The organism is Nocardiopsis sp. SBT366, assembly GCF_001083815.1.
GTDB lineage: Bacteria > Actinomycetota > Actinomycetes > Streptosporangiales > Streptosporangiaceae > Nocardiopsis > Nocardiopsis prasina.
Window position 1 is genome coordinate 1 of record NZ_LAVM01000117.1, and the last position, 14,160, is coordinate 14,160.

The following is a 14,160-nucleotide window of genomic DNA, read 5'->3' on the forward strand; positions in this document are numbered from 1 at the left end:
CGGTTACCGAACCGCCCGCCGAACCCTCGCCCCCCGCCCAGGCGCTCCTGGTGGACGCGGGCCCGCCCGCTCCGTCCACGTCGTCCTCGGCGTTCACCCCGCTGCGCACGATGGTCGTCGTCGCGATCGTCGCGGCCGGTGCCTCCGTCGCCGGGGGCCGTGCCGTGGTGGCGGGCAACGCCGACTGACGCGGTCCCGTCCCGCCGGGTTTCGGCGGGACGGTCCGGGACCGCCTACGGGCGGTCCACCGTGAGGTCGGCGCGGTCGAACGCCGCCACCGCGTCCTCCATGGCCCCCGTGTCGTTGGCCAGGACACCGTTGTACGGGTTCCCCATGAACAGCAGCAGCACGATCGTGCCGAACACGAACACCAGGTTGACCCCGGCCCAGAAGTAGGCCGTCCTGGCACCCTTCTTGATCATCGCGTAGGGCAGCACCGCGATGGCCACGGCCGACAGCGCCGAGACGACCAGCAGGGCCAGGGGGATCTGGTCCCCCGCCGCGTCGGCGCGCTGGCTGCGGGCGTCGCTGAGCTTGGTGACCTCCTGGCGCGCCGTCAGCCGGTCCAGCCCGTCGCCGGTGTCGGACACGGACAGGCCGCGCACCGACCCCGCCAACAGGGCGAGGTCATCGTCGCCTCCGGGGCTCAGCTCTCCCCGCGACTCCATCAGCGGCCAGTCGTCCTCCACCACCGTCGCCATGTAGGCGCGCAGGTGGCCGCGCACGACCTCGCCCTCCTCGCCGGGAAACGCGGTGCTGCTCCAGTACAGGGCCTGGGCCGCCCCGGCCTCGGCGATCATGTCGTCCTCGGCCGACTTGAAGTCCTCCCAGCCGATGACCACGGCCATCGCCGCCGACACCAGGTACAGGGACAGCACGCATGGGGCGATGACGACCCCCAGGGCACCGTCGGCGAAGGCGCCGTTGATCCGGTAGCGCCAGGCGGCGAGCGCGGCGCCGCCGACCATGGCGACCAGGACGGCGAGGACGACGAACAACGTGACCAAGGGGGCTCCCCGGGGATTCTCGGCTAAGGACGGACCATCCTTAGCACGCGGCACCGCACCATTCGCGTGGAAAGCGCGAAGCGTCACCGGGACGTGCCCGCACCCACCGGGACCTGTCCTCCCATGTCATGACCTGCCCGGACACACCAAAAACGAGAGGGTGCGGGCACCGTGGTGCCCGCACCCTCTCGGGAGTCGACCGTCCGTCCGCGTGGACGTGGACCGGTCGGGGAGACGCTACTTCTCCAGGCGGCTCAGCAGCGCGTGGTACTCGTCCCAGAGCTCGCCGGGCAGGTCGTCACCGAAGGTCCCGAAGAACTCGGGGACCAGCGCGGCCTCCTGCTTCCAGACGTCGGTGTCGACGTCGAGGACGAACTCCATGTCCTCGGCGGAGACGTCCAGGCCCTCGGTGTCGATGCCGTCGGCGGTCGGCAGGTAGCCGATCGGGGTCTCGACGGCGGCGGCCTCACCCTCCAGGCGGTCCACGATCCACTTGATGACCCGGCTGTTCTCACCGAAGCCCGGCCACACGATCTTGCCGTCGGCGTTCTTCTTGAACCAGTTGACGTAGAAGATCTTCGGCAGCTTGGACTCGTCGGCCTGCTTGCCGATCCTGATCCAGTGGGCGAAGTAGTCGCCCATGTTGTAGCCGCAGAACGGCAGCATCGCGAACGGGTCGCGGCGCAGCTCGCCGACGGAGCCCTCCTGGGCGGCGGTCTTCTCGGAGGAGACGTTGGCGCCCAGGTACACGCCGTGCTGCCAGCTGAAGGACTCCGACACCAGCGGCACGGCGGTGGCGCGGCGGCCGCCGAAGAGGATCGCGGAGATCGGGACGCCCGCGGGGTCCTCCCACTCGTCGGCGATGGTCGGGGCCTGCCCGGCCGGAGTGGTGAAGCGGGAGTTCGGGTGGGCGGCGGGCTCACCCGACTCGGGCGTCCACGGACGGCCCTTCCAGTCGGTGAGGTTGGCCGGGGCCTCCTCGGTCAGGCCCTCCCACCACACGTCGCCGTCCTCAGTGAGCGCGACGTTGGTGAAGATGCTGTTGCCCCAGAGGGTCTCCACCGCGTTGGCGTTGGTCTTGGCGCCGGTGCCGGGGGCGACTCCGAAGAAGCCCGCCTCGGGGTTGATGGCGCGCAGCTGGCCGTCGGCGCCGAAGCGCATCCAGGCGATGTCGTCACCGACGGTCTCGACCTTCCAGCCGGGGATGGTCGGCTGGAGCATGGCGAGGTTGGTCTTGCCGCAGGCGCTCGGGAAGGCGGCGGCGACGTAGTGGGACTTCCCGGCGGGCGAGGTCACCTTGAGGATCAGCATGTGCTCGGCGAGCCAGCCCTCGTCGCGGGCCATCACGGAGGCGATGCGCAGCGCGTAGCACTTCTTGCCGAGCAGGGCGTTGCCGCCGTAGCCCGAACCGTAGGACCAGATCTCGCGGGTCTCGGGGAAGTGCGAGATGTACTTGGTGGAGTTGCAGGGCCAGGCGACGTCCTCCTGGCCGGGCTCCAGGGGAGCGCCGACGGAGTGGACGGCCTTGACGAACTCGCCGCGCTCCTCGATCAGGCGCAGGGCGGCGTCGCCCATACGGGCCATGATGCGCATGGAGACGACGACGTAGGCGGAGTCGGTGATCTCGACGCCGAGCTGGGAGATGTCGCCGCCCAGCGGGCCCATGCAGAAGGGCACGACGTACATGGTGCGGCCGCGCATGGAGCCCCGGAAGACCTCGCCGAAGGTGGCGCGCATCTCGTCGGGGGCGATCCAGTTGTTGGTGGGCCCGGCGTCCTCGGGACGCTCGGAGCAGATGAAGGTGCGGTCCTCGACCCGGGCGACGTCCGTGGGGTCGGACTTGCAGTAGAAGCTGTTCGGACGCTTCTCGGAGTTGAGGCGGGTGAAGGTGCCCTGCTCGACCAGCTGGTCGGTCAGGCGGGTCCACTCCTCCTCGGAGCCGTCACACCAGACGACCTCGTCCGGCTGGGTGAGCTCGGCGACCTCACGAACCCAGGAGACGAGTTCCTCGTTCTTGGTCGGGGCGGCGCCCACATCAGTACCCACGTCAGCAGTCACAACGGCTCCTCATCGAACTTACGAGATCCCTCGCATCATGAACGACGAGTGCCGAAGCTGACCAATTGGACTAGGCCAATGGTCTATACGCCCGGGGTCGACGAAGCTGATTCCACTGCACAGCAGGGGATTCGGGTGGTTCGTGTACGTGCCGGAACGTGTCCGCGCGGGCCGTGCTCCGGTACTGCTCGGAGCCGGTTTTCCCTGTGTCACGGGCCTGACGGCCCTCCAGAGCGACACACGGTGCTGTTCGTCACACAACGGACGAGGGATGGGTTCACGCGGAATAGACCTCTGCCCCGGTCCGCGGGCTCAGCGGAGTATGGCGACGGGACCCCGGGCACCGTGCAGGACCGAGTGGCTCACCGATCCCAGCAGCAGCCCTCGGAAGCCGCCGCGCCCACGCGAGCCCACCACGATGAGGTCGGCTGGGGTGGCCTCCTCCAGGAGCGCGACGACCGGGTGCGCGCGCACCACCCTCGTGTGGACGCGGACCTCGGGGCGGAGCAGGCGCAGGTCCATGAGCTCCTCATCCAGGGCGTGCCGGGCGGCCTCGGCTGCGGTCGCGTCGTCGAAGAGCTCGGGCGGGATCGGTCCGGTGGCCGCCGCGAAGGCGACCAGCGGCTGCCAGGCGCTCACCGCCACCAGGTCGGTGTCGCCGAACTCCGCCTGGGAGAAGGCGAACTCCAGGGCGTGTCGGCTGGGTTCGGAGCCGTCCACCCCCACGATCACCCGGCTGCGCACCCCGTGCGCGGACGCGTGGTCTCGGGGCAGCACGATCACCGGCAGCGGTGAGCGGGCGGCCAGTTCTATTCCCACCGACCCCACGAACGCGGCGGCGATCCCGCTCAGCCCGCGCGACCCCACCACCACGGCCACCGCTCCGGGGTCGGCCGCCTCGGTGAGCAGGGCCTCCGTCGGTCGGGAGTAGGAGAGGCGGGTCTGGACGGAGAGCTCCGGGAACAGCCGGGACGTCCAGTCGCTGGCGCGGTCGAGCAGCCGTCGCGCGCCCGCGCCCGGTCCGTCCTCGGTGCGTTCCTCCTCATCGCCCCAGACCCCGAAGTCCTCGGTGGCCAGGGGGTTCGCCGCAGCGACGATCCGCACCCCGAGGCCACGGAGCGAGGCCTGGTGCGCGGACCACTCCAGGGCGTGCCTGCTGGAGTCGGTGCCGTCCACCCCCACGATCAGCCATCGTGTCGTGGTTGCGCCGTTCATCACGTGCGCCCTTCCGTAGGTCGTCGATACCCTCGCGGCTCCCGGACCTACCGGCCGGTGTCCCGTGGTGTTCCACGATGATGCCGCTCGAACACGCACCCGTGGATAACAGTGCCGCCGCGAGTTGGCTGACGTAGGGTCCCAGAACGGCCCGTGTCCCCGCGACGACGGAACGTGCGGGCGCTCCGCTGCGTCCGAGAGACATACACGAGTCAGCTGGGGAGACTGGGGGCGCGATGCCTTACTCGAACACCACGACACCGCACTGGGACCACCGCGACGGCCGTGTGGCCGCCGTGGTCGCCGCCGTGGTCTACAGCCTGTGGGCCGTCGAGATCATCCTTCCGGTCGGCCCGGGCGTCGCCGCGGGTGCGCTCGCCGACCCCGACTCCGCGTTCGGACAGTTCCTCGACAGCGCGTACCGGACGGCCGCGATCCTGGTGGTCCTCGCCGCGGGTCTGGGGCTGGCCCTGGGGGCACGGCGCCCGCGCCGCTGGCTGACGGTCTCCTGGTGGTCGATGGCCGTGTTCGGCGCCGCCTCGCTGGCGGCGTCCCTGCTGCCCGGCCGGTGCGTGGTGGCCACGGACGCCGCCTGCACTGTGGAGTCCGTGGTGGAGGGGGTCCGGGGAGCGACGGCCGTCCAGCCGGTGCTGGCCGTGGTCGCCACCCTGGCCGCCCTTCTGGCGTCGGCGGCACTGACCTGGGACCGCCGCAGGGCCGGGGAGCGCTCCTGGGTGGTCCTCGCGGTGATCACACTGGCCCAGACCGTGGCCGCCGCGGTGGTCCTGGTCCTGGCCGCGCTGGTGTTCGCGTCCTCCGGGGACGGTTCGCCCGGGGTCGCGCTCGGCCTGGCCGAACGCGCCCACCTGGTGACCGTGGCCCTGTGGCTGCTGGCCGCGGGTCTCGTACCGGGGCAGTGGAAGCGCGCGCGCACGAGGCACGCCGTGAGCTGATCCAGGAGCCCGGCAGCGACTGCTGTCGGGGGCGGTCTGCGGGGCTGGGGAACACCAGGACCGGGCCTTCTCGGTTCGGGTGCCCGGGGGCCGGGTCCACGCGGGTCCGGGTCCCGGGGTTCCGGGGCGCGTCCGCCTCCTTGGTCCCTCACGCGGAACGGCGCTCCTCTCCCGCGAGCACGTGGCCCCGCCACCGAGCGTGCGCCTCCGGCGCCGCGCGCGACCCGTGGGTCCTGGGGCCCAGGGCCCCCACGCACGCCCGGGGGAGGTCGCCCTCGGTGGCCGGGCGCGGAGGCGCCAGGAGGACGTTCGGGTGGGTGGGCTCCCACTCCCACTCCCGACGATCCCGCAGCCGCGTGTGGACGCCGAGCACCCCGGCCTCACCCCGGGCCCGCGACCGCCAAAGCACGTCGGCCCCGAACCGGTCCTCGGCTTCTTCGTGCAGCGCCCCGAACGCGGCGGCGCCGCCGCGTTCGATGGCCCCCCGCAGCCGTCGGTCGAGCTCCGGGCCCCCGATCGCGACCGGCTTCCCCAGGTCGTCGAGGACGACACCCCTCATGCTTTCCCCCTTCGTGCGTCCGTCCGCACCAGGTCCGACGGCGGAACCGCCCGTGGGGTTGCACACGCCTTTGCGAAGAACGGGCCGGACTTCGAGGACGCAGGTCAGGCGAGTATGTCGGGCAGCGGGCGGGTGTGGACCACGTGCAGGGAGCTCACCGCGCGGGTCAGGACCACGTAGAGGCGGTTCACCCCGCGCTCCTCGGCCTCGACGATCTCGGCGGGTTCGGCGACCACCACCGTGTCGAACTCCAGGCCCTTGGCCAGGCTCGCCGGGACCGCCACCAGCCGGGCGCCGTCCATCCCGGCCTCACCCAGGAGCGGGGCGCTCACCCCTTCGGCGGCCAGCGCCTCACACAGCTCGGGCAGCCGGTGGTCGGCGGCGATCAGACCCACCGAGCCCTCCCCCTTCAGCGCGCCGCGACAGGACTCGGCCAGAGTTCGGGCCATGCCCTCGGCGGCCGGGACCAGCCGGAGGGCGCCCGGAGAACGCCGGACCGCGACAGGGGCGCCCAGCCCCGGGGCGATCGAGGGCAGCAGCCGGGCAGCGAAGTCGATGATCTGCGCCGGGACGCGGTAGCCCCGGTTCAGCGCGTGCAGGTGGCCGGTGGGCTTGCCGAGGTGCTCCAGCAGCGTCGTCCAGTTGCGGGCCGCCGAGGGGCTGGTGCCCTGGGCGATGTCGCCGAGCACCGTGAGCGACCCCGCACCGGCGCGGCGGCCGATCGCCCGGCACTGCATGGGGCTCAGGTCCTGGGCCTCGTCCACGACCACGTGCCCCAGCCCCGGGACCCGCTCGATCAGCGCCGTGGCCTCGTCCACCAGGGCCAGGTCCTCCTCCGACCACAGCGCCGACTTGGGTCCGCGCGGCCGCCCCGGCAGGAGCAGGGCCCGCTGTTCCTCGGCGGTGAGCAGGCCCTCGGCCGCGCGGGCCAGGCGCTCGGGATCGGTGAGCAGACCGAGCACCATCCTGAGCGGGTCCACCTTGGGCCACAGGGCGGTGACGGCGGCGCGCACCGCCGGGTCCCGGCGCACCCGGGTGTGGGTCCGGTCGTCGCAGACCTGGCCCTCGGCCTCCATGAGGGAGAGGATCGCGTGCGCCATGCGGTGGGACAGGAGCTCGCGGCCGGACCCGTAGGCCACCCCGCGCTCGGCGAGTTCGTCGAGCAGGGGACGCAGGTCCTCCGGGTACAACCGCCAACGGCGCGAGCCCTGGCGGACCATCACGGTCTCCTCCGGGGCCCGCAGGTGCGCCCACAGGTCGCGGCGCAGCACCTCGGCCATGACCGCGGAGCCCTTGGTGCGCGCGGCCTCGGGGGTCTCCGCGCGGCGCACCCATCCCCGGGCCGGACGCAGGCGGGCGGGCAGGTCCCGGGTGAGGAGCTCGTTGACGGTGGTCTGGTGGACGTCCACCTCACCGAGCGCCGGGAGCACGTCCCGGATGTAGGAGAGGAACGACCGGTTGGGCCCGATGATCGCCACGCCCGAGCGGGAGAGGCGTTCGCGTTCGCTGTAGAGCAGGAAGGCGATGCGGTGCAGGCCCACGGCGGTCTTGCCGGTGCCGGGGGCACCCTGGACGCACAGGGTGGTCTCCAACGGGGCGCGGACCAGGGCGTCCTGTTCCGGCTGGATGGTGGCGACGATGTCGCGCATGGGGCCGGTGCGGGGGCGTTCGATCTCGGAGTTGAGGAGTTCGCTGCCCAGCGAGGCCTCGGGAGCCCGGGGGGCGAGCACGAGGTCCTCGTCCTCGAAGGCGGTGAGGACCGACTCGGGCTCGCCGTCCTCGCCGGTGACGGTGCCGAACCCGTAGCGTCGCCGGACCCGCACGTCCATCCGGTCGCTGGGTGAGGCCTGGTAGTAGGCGACGCTGATGGGCGCGCGCCAGTCCAGGACCACGGGGCGGCCGCTGCCGTCGTGGACGTGGCGGCGGCCGATGTGCACGCGGTCGGCGCGTTCGGAGGGGGTGTCGTCGAGGAAGACGGTGCCCGGCTCGAAGTCCATGCGCCCGAAGTACAGGGGGGCGCCGGGGACGTCGGCCAGGGCGGCCATCCGGCGTTCGCGCCCGCGGCGCAGGGCGGCGTCGGTGACCTTGTCCTTGGCTGCGTCACCGAAGAGGATCTCGGTGGCGTCGACCGACTCACGCATACCGCGCAGGGCGGCGCGGGCGGCACTCAGCGCCCGGCGTTCGGCGATGATCTCGGGGTCCGCGGACACGGCTGAGGGATCGTTCGTGGTCATGGGGGACCTCGTGGTTCGGCGGGACAGGACGCGACCTCACGCGTGCGCGCGGTCCCGCCCCGGTCGCCACGAGGGCCCGGTTCGTTCCGATCCATGAGCGCGCACCACGCCCCGGTGGGGCGGTGATGCCGAACCTGTGAGCCTACCCGAGCCGGGTGGTCCGCGCCCGGCTCCCGAGGGAACTACCAGACGCCGGAGCGGTCCGGGACGAGCATCGCGTCCTGGACGGTGTCCCAGCGGACGCGCCCGAGCCCGCCCCCGAGCTCCACGTCCTCGACGACGGCGTCGATGGTCCGCCGGTCGTACTCGTCGGTGAGTTCGACGCCGCCGTCGCGGTAGTCGGAGACCAGTCCGATCACGTACTGGCGCAGGTCGGTCACGCCTCTGCGGGCTGCGGCGCGGGCCTGTTTGTCCCAGCGGCCATCATGCGGGATCCATGATGCGATGACCTCGGTGGGGGTGGGGACGTACTCGTTGGGAGTGGCCATAGGGTCACGGTAGTCATGAGGCGGGGAGCACGGGGCCGTTCGCCGGATTGTGGGACCCCCGGCCCCGCGGGCGGGGGGGGGGGGTCAGGTCTTGCGCAGGCGCACCCGGCTGACGCGGTGATCGTCGCCCTTGAACAGGACGAGGGTGGCCCTGCCCCTGGTCGGCCGGATGTTCTCCACGAGGTTGACCTCGTTGATGGTCTGCCAGGTGTTGGCGGCGAACTCCAGGGCCTCGTTCTCCTCGATGGTGGTGGCCATGTGGTGGAAGTAGGACCGGGGGTCGGAGAAGGCGGTGCGCCGCAGCTCCCGGAACCGTTCCAGGTACCAGCTGCGGACGTTGTCCACCTTGGCGTCCACGTAGATGGAGTAGTCGAAGAAGTCGGCGACGGCCAGCCGTCCGGCGGTCGCGGGCTGGAGCACGTTGATGCCCTCGACGATGAGGATGTCGGGGCGGTGCACGGTCTGGCGCTCGTCGGGAACGACGTCGTAGTGCAGGTGGGAGTAGACGGGAATGTCGAGGCGGTCGGCCCCGGCCTTCATCTCCGAGACGAACCGGACCAGCGCGCGCCGGTCGTAGCTCTCCGGGAACCCCTTGCGGCGCATGAGTCCGCGCGACTGGAGGACGGAGTTGGGGTGGAGGAAGTTGTCGGTGCTGACGAGCTCGACGTCCGGGTGGTTGGGCCACTGGGCGAGCAGGGAGCGCAGCAGTCGCGCCGTGGTGGACTTGCCCACGGCGACGCTGCCCGCCACGCCGATGATGAACGGTGACGGCCGGTCGGACTCCCCGAGGAAGGCGCGCACGGCGGCGTGCCGCTGCTGCGTGGCGCCCACGTAGAGGTTGAGCAGCCGTGACAGCGGCAGGTAGATGTCGCGGACCTCGTCGAGGGAGGTGGGGTCGTTGGTACCTCGCAGGTCGCTGAGGTCGGCCTCGGTCAGGGACAGGGGCGTGGAGGCCCGGAGGGCGGCCCAGGCCGCGCGGTCCAGTTCCACGTACGGCGAGGAGATGCCGTTCTTCGTCGCGTGAGACACGGTTGACCACCTTAGACGAGGCGCTCCCCCACTCCGGGCAGCCGGTCCCCCGATTGTCCGACACGGAGGCCGAACGTGCCGGACTCCACACGTTCACACGCGCGACACGCAAGGTTTTTTGGGTGGGTTCGTCGGAGTGGGAACCGGTTCCACTCGGCGACCACTCCCACCCTCCCACCTGCGTGGTCTACTCTCCATGCACCAAATGGTCTATACCGCCACCTGGGAAAACAACAAGTGGTATGAACCACTGGTTGGTCGATTCCGGACATCTTTTGGCTTACGCTGGCGCCCATGTGCGGAATCGTTGGCTACGTCGGGCCGCAACCGGCGCTAGAGGTCGTTGTGAACGGCCTCGCGAGGTTGGAATACCGCGGATATGACTCCGCGGGTGTCGCTGTGCTGGGTGAAGGAACCCTGCGCTCCCAGAAGCGGGCGGGCAAGCTCGCCAACCTGCGTCAGGCCCTGGAGGAGAACCCGGTCTCGGGTGAGGGCGCCGGGATCGGTCACACCCGTTGGGCCACGCACGGCGCGCCCAACGACGTGAACGCCCACCCCCACGTCGACAACGACAACCGGGTGGCCGTCGTCCACAACGGCATCATCGAGAACTTCGCCGCCCTTCGCCTGGAGCTGGAGGAGCAGGGCTGCAAGTTCCTGTCCGAGACCGACACCGAGGTCTCCTCCCACCTGCTCAGCAAGGAGCTGGAGCGGCGCGGCGACGGGGACCTCCCCGGGGCCATGCGCGAGGTGTGCAAGCGCCTGGAGGGTGCCTTCACCCTGGTCGCCGTCTCCGTCGACGACCCGGACCTGGTCGTCGCGGCGCGCCGCAACTCCCCGCTGGTCGTCGGTCGCGGCCAGGGCGAGAACTTCCTGGCCAGCGACGTGGCGGCGTTCATCGCCCACACCCGTGAGGCGGTCGAGCTCGGCCAGGACCAGGTCGTGGAGCTGCGCGCCGACTCCGTGGTCGTCACCGACTACGACGGCAACCCGGTGGACGTGCGTGAGTACCACGTGGACTGGGACGCCTCGGCGGCGGAGAAGGACGGCTACGACTACTTCATGCTCAAGGAGATCGTCGAGCAGCCCAAGGCTGTCGCCGACACCCTCCTGGGCCGGGTCTCGGTCGACGGCCAGCTCACCCTGGACGAGATGCGGCTGACCCCCGCCGAGCTGCGGTCGGTCGAGAAGATCGTCATCATCGCGTGCGGCACGTCGTACCACGCGGGCCTGATCGCCAAGTACGCGATCGAGCACTGGTGCCGGATCCCCTGCGAGGTGGAGGTCGCCAGCGAGTTCCGCTACCGCGACCCGATCCTGGACCAGCAGACCCTGGTCATCGCCATCTCGCAGTCCGGCGAGAGCATGGACACCCTGATGGCGGTCCGCTACGCCCGCGAGCAGCGCGCCCGTGTGCTGGCGATCTGCAACGTCAACGGCTCGACGATCCCGCGCGAGTCCGACGGCGTGCTGTACACGCACGCCGGCCCGGAGGTCGGGGTGGCCGCCACCAAGACCTTCCTCACCCAGCTGGCCGCCTGCTACCTGATCGGCCTGTACCTGGCCCAGGTGCGCGGGATGAAGTTCGGCGACGAGATCAACGCCGTGATCGCGCAGCTGGCCACCATGCCGGAGCAGATCGAGAGGGTCCTGGACTCGGTGGAGCCGGTCCGCGAACTGGCCCGTTCCCTGGCCGACGAGAACACCGTCCTGTTCCTGGGCCGCCACGTGGGCTTCCCGGTGGCGATGGAGGGCGCGCTCAAGCTCAAGGAGCTGGCGTACATGCACGCCGAGGCGTTCGCCGCCGGTGAGCTCAAGCACGGCTCGATCGCGCTGATCGAGGACGGTCTGCCGGTGGTCGTCGTGGTGCCCTCGCCCAAGGGGCGCAGCGTGCTGCACGACAAGATCGTGTCGAACATCCAGGAGGTGCGTGCCCGCGGCGCCCGCACCATCGTGATCGCCGAGGAGGGCGACGAGTCGGTGCGCCCGTACGCGGACTCGCTCATCGAGATCCCCGCGGTGCCGACCCTGCTCCAGCCGATCGTCGCGACGATCCCCATGCAGGTGTTCGCGTGTGAACTCGCCCTGGCCAAGGGCAACGACGTCGACCAGCCCCGCAACCTCGCCAAGAGCGTGACCGTGGAGTAGGTCGGGACACGTACCCAGGTGGTCCGGGGTGCGTCGCGCGGGGGCATCCCCCGGCGGCGCACCCCGACTGCGTTCGCGGGCCGGTGCCGCGCGCGATCCCGGGGGTCAGTGCGGGACGTGGGCGGTGTGGCTGGCCCTCGCCGCGACGACGTCGGCGTGGGTGGGCAGCATCCCGTGCAGGTCCAGGACGTCCAGGATGCGGTTCAGCTGCCGGGGCGGGTTCGAGATCAGCAGGTGGTGCTGGGAACCGGAGGCGATCCGCATGGCACCGACCAGCGCGTTGACCCCCGAGGCGTCGATGAAGCCCACCAGGGAAAGGTCGACGATCGTACAGTTCTCGATCACGGAGGAGGCCAGGCGGGCGAAGACGCCCTCGGCCGTGGCGATGTCGATCTCGCCCTCGAGGTGGATGACGGTCATGCCGTCGCAGCGGAAGCGCTCCTGGTCCGGGTCCAGTACGTCCACGCCTTACTCCCGTGTTGGGGGTCGGTGGGGTCTCTGCCGCCGTCGGTCAAATGCCGACATGCATTGACAGCCTACTCGGCTTGGCGGACTCCACACATGTCCCGGAACACGGTCGCCGTCCGTTTCCCGTGGATATCGGCGTAGCGTCAGAACGGATCAGAACCGCAAATCGCCCAAACGATCTTTCCGTGACCGTCCACGGGATTCCAGCCCCATTCGCGACTGAATGCGGCCACGAGCCCGAGCCCGCGTCCCGACTCGGCGAAATGGTGCGCCTCGACCCGGACCGGTCCGCGCGGCTCGGGGTCGGCGACCATGCACACCACCGCACCGTCCCGTGGGAACGGCCGCAGCTGGAGGGTGACCCGGGTGCGCTCGGGGGGCTCGTCGGCCACCGCGTGCCGACAGGCGTTGCCGACCAGTTCGGAGATGATGAGCCGGACGTCCTCGGACAGCCGCGTGAGCCCCCACGCGGTCAGGTTCTCGGCCCCGAACTCACGGGCCGACCGGACCGAGTCCGGCACCGCCCCGAAGGAGGCGGCGGCGCCACCAGGCGCGCACCGGCTCTCCCCGATACCCAGGCGACCGAGCGACGGGTCCCACCACCCGCCGCGCGTCGACTCGGGCGTGCGTGTCCGGGAGGGTCGGCCCCAGGATGCCCCGGCGTGCAGCTCCGAAGGCACCAGCTCTGTGTTCATCACGGTCCTCACGGATGATGTCGGTTCGCGCGTCCGTCCTGCGCCGCTCCCTGCCCCGCGTACGTGTTCCTTACATACGCAAACCACAGATGCACGTGCAGACCAACGTTGGGCAACACTATAGGAAGCCCTCCCCTTTTCGGTAGGCCCCCTCACGAAGAATTCGTCCGCCCGCCTTACGGGATTCTCGCCGGTACCCTGCACTGGGGCTCGATTCGGCTCTCGGCCCCTCTGTCCCGGAAGAACGACATCGGTATACTGAGCGGTCGCTCCCGCCAATACCACTCCATAGGGAGGCGAAGTGGTAGCAGACCCGACGTCGAACCACCAGGTCACACAGGATTTCCTGGCCAATTCCAGTGGTGGTCCCACCGTGCTGCGCATTCTGCTCGGCACCCAGCTGCGGCGCCTGCGCCAGGAGAAGGGCATTTCCCGGGAGGACGCCGGATACGCCATCCGCGCGTCCCACGCCAAGATCAGCCGTATGGAGCTCGGCCAGGTCAGTTTCAAACACCGGGACGTCGACGACCTGCTGAAGCTGTACGGAGTGAAGGAGGCCGGGCAGCGCGAGGCCCTGGTCGGGATGATCTCCAGCGCCAACGCCCAGGGCTGGTGGCACAAGTACGGCGACGTGCTGCCGCAGTGGTTCGGTGTCTACGTGGGCCTGGAGGAGGCCGCGTCGGTCATCCGGACCTTCGAGGTCCAGTTCGTACCCGGACTGCTCCAGACCGAGGGGTACGCCCGCTCGGTGATCCGGCTCTCGCGCACGGCGAACTCGGAGGAGGACGTCAACAGCCGTGTGAACATGCGTATGCATCGGCAACGGCGTTTCACCTCGGCCGAGGGCGATCCGCCGCGCCTGTGGGCGGTCATCGACGAGGCGGTCCTGCACCGCCCCTTCGGCGACGCCGAGATCATGCGCGAGCAGGTCGAGCACCTGCTGGAGATGGCCCGCCGCCCCAACGTCACCATCCAGATCGCCACGTTCGCCATGGGCGGCCACCCGGCCGCCGGCGGACCGTTCAGCATCCTGCGGTTCCCCACACCGCAGCTGCCCGACGTCGTCTACCTGGAGCAGTTGAGCAGCGCCCTGTACTTCGACAAGTTCGACGACACCAGCCGCTACGCCCAGACCATGGACCACCTGGCGACCCAGGCTCCCCTCCCAGGCCAGACCCCCGACATCCTCCAGGGCTTCCTCAAGCGCTACGGGGGCTGAGGTTTCCGAGCCGGTCCTGCGGACACCCGTCCGCGCACAGCCACCCACGACCGGCCGCCCTCGGCCCTCGCCGATCCCCCACATCGG

General features: G+C 70.7%; 13 protein-coding genes. 4 read left to right on the forward strand and 9 right to left on the reverse strand.

Features of this window, described 5'->3' with window-relative positions; all coding sequences use genetic code 11:
- Positions 1 to 188: hypothetical protein (locus ADX84_RS26465; RefSeq protein ID WP_049579357.1), on the forward strand; the 188-nt coding region annotated here is incomplete at its 5' end.
- A 45-nt stretch (positions 189 to 233) separates the two neighbouring features.
- On the opposite strand, the gene ADX84_RS23695 is transcribed toward ADX84_RS26465, so the two are convergent.
- The 3 genes from ADX84_RS23695 to ADX84_RS23705 form a co-directional block, all read right to left on the reverse strand.
- Positions 234 to 1,007 (reverse strand): DUF4239 domain-containing protein, encoded by a 774-nt coding sequence (locus tag ADX84_RS23695; RefSeq protein WP_049579359.1) that lies wholly within the window; start codon positions 1,005 to 1,007, stop codon positions 234 to 236.
- 237 nt (positions 1,008 to 1,244) lie between these two features.
- Positions 1,245 to 3,053, reverse strand: coding sequence for a phosphoenolpyruvate carboxykinase (GTP) (locus ADX84_RS23700; protein ID WP_049579362.1), 1,809 nt, complete (start codon positions 3,051 to 3,053; stop codon positions 1,245 to 1,247).
- 324 nt (positions 3,054 to 3,377) lie between these two features.
- Positions 3,378 to 4,280: a universal stress protein gene (locus tag ADX84_RS23705; protein WP_049579364.1), complete on the reverse strand. Its 903-nt coding sequence runs from the start codon at positions 4,278 to 4,280 to the stop codon at positions 3,378 to 3,380.
- Between the two features lie 236 nt (positions 4,281 to 4,516).
- Here ADX84_RS23705 and ADX84_RS23710 point away from each other — a divergent pair, with 236 nt between their 5' ends.
- The gene (locus tag ADX84_RS23710; protein ID WP_049579366.1) at positions 4,517 to 5,233 is read left to right on the forward strand and encodes a hypothetical protein; all 717 of its coding nucleotides are present in this window, start codon (positions 4,517 to 4,519) and stop codon (positions 5,231 to 5,233) included.
- A gap of 148 nt (positions 5,234 to 5,381) precedes the next feature.
- On the opposite strand, the gene ADX84_RS23715 is transcribed toward ADX84_RS23710, so the two are convergent.
- The 4 genes from ADX84_RS23715 to coaA all read right to left on the reverse strand — a co-directional run bounded on the left by ADX84_RS23715 (position 5,382) and on the right by coaA (position 9,504).
- The gene (locus ADX84_RS23715; RefSeq protein ID WP_049579368.1) at positions 5,382 to 5,792 is read right to left on the reverse strand and encodes a hypothetical protein; all 411 of its coding nucleotides are present in this window, start codon (positions 5,790 to 5,792) and stop codon (positions 5,382 to 5,384) included.
- A gap of 104 nt (positions 5,793 to 5,896) precedes the next feature.
- On the reverse strand, positions 5,897 to 8,026 hold the full coding sequence (locus ADX84_RS23720; RefSeq protein ID WP_049579370.1) for an AAA family ATPase: 2,130 nt from the start codon (positions 8,024 to 8,026) through the stop codon (positions 5,897 to 5,899).
- 182 nt (positions 8,027 to 8,208) lie between these two features.
- Positions 8,209 to 8,514, reverse strand: coding sequence for a hypothetical protein (locus ADX84_RS23725; protein ID WP_049579373.1), 306 nt, complete (start codon positions 8,512 to 8,514; stop codon positions 8,209 to 8,211).
- An 84-nt stretch (positions 8,515 to 8,598) separates the two neighbouring features.
- Positions 8,599 to 9,504: a type I pantothenate kinase gene (gene coaA, locus ADX84_RS23730; RefSeq protein WP_049579385.1), complete on the reverse strand. Its 906-nt coding sequence runs from the start codon at positions 9,502 to 9,504 to the stop codon at positions 8,599 to 8,601.
- A 333-nt stretch (positions 9,505 to 9,837) separates the two neighbouring features.
- Between coaA and glmS the strand changes: the two genes are divergently transcribed.
- Positions 9,838 to 11,691 carry a glutamine--fructose-6-phosphate transaminase (isomerizing) gene (glmS, locus tag ADX84_RS23735; RefSeq protein ID WP_082206747.1) on the forward strand — a complete coding sequence of 618 codons (1,854 nt, stop codon included), beginning with the start codon at positions 9,838 to 9,840 and terminating at the stop codon, positions 11,689 to 11,691.
- Between the two features lie 105 nt (positions 11,692 to 11,796).
- Here the strand turns inward: glmS and ADX84_RS23740 are convergent, their stop codons facing one another.
- On the reverse strand, positions 11,797 to 12,156 hold the full coding sequence (locus tag ADX84_RS23740; protein WP_049579378.1) for an STAS domain-containing protein: 360 nt from the start codon (positions 12,154 to 12,156) through the stop codon (positions 11,797 to 11,799).
- A 146-nt stretch (positions 12,157 to 12,302) separates the two neighbouring features.
- Positions 12,303 to 12,854 (reverse strand): ATP-binding protein, encoded by a 552-nt coding sequence (locus ADX84_RS23745; RefSeq protein ID WP_049579380.1) that lies wholly within the window; start codon positions 12,852 to 12,854, stop codon positions 12,303 to 12,305.
- A gap of 373 nt (positions 12,855 to 13,227) precedes the next feature.
- Here ADX84_RS23745 and ADX84_RS23750 point away from each other — a divergent pair, with 373 nt between their 5' ends.
- Positions 13,228 to 14,073, forward strand: coding sequence for a helix-turn-helix transcriptional regulator (locus ADX84_RS23750; RefSeq protein ID WP_049579382.1), 846 nt, complete (start codon positions 13,228 to 13,230; stop codon positions 14,071 to 14,073).
- Positions 14,074 to 14,160: the final 87 nt, after the last annotated feature.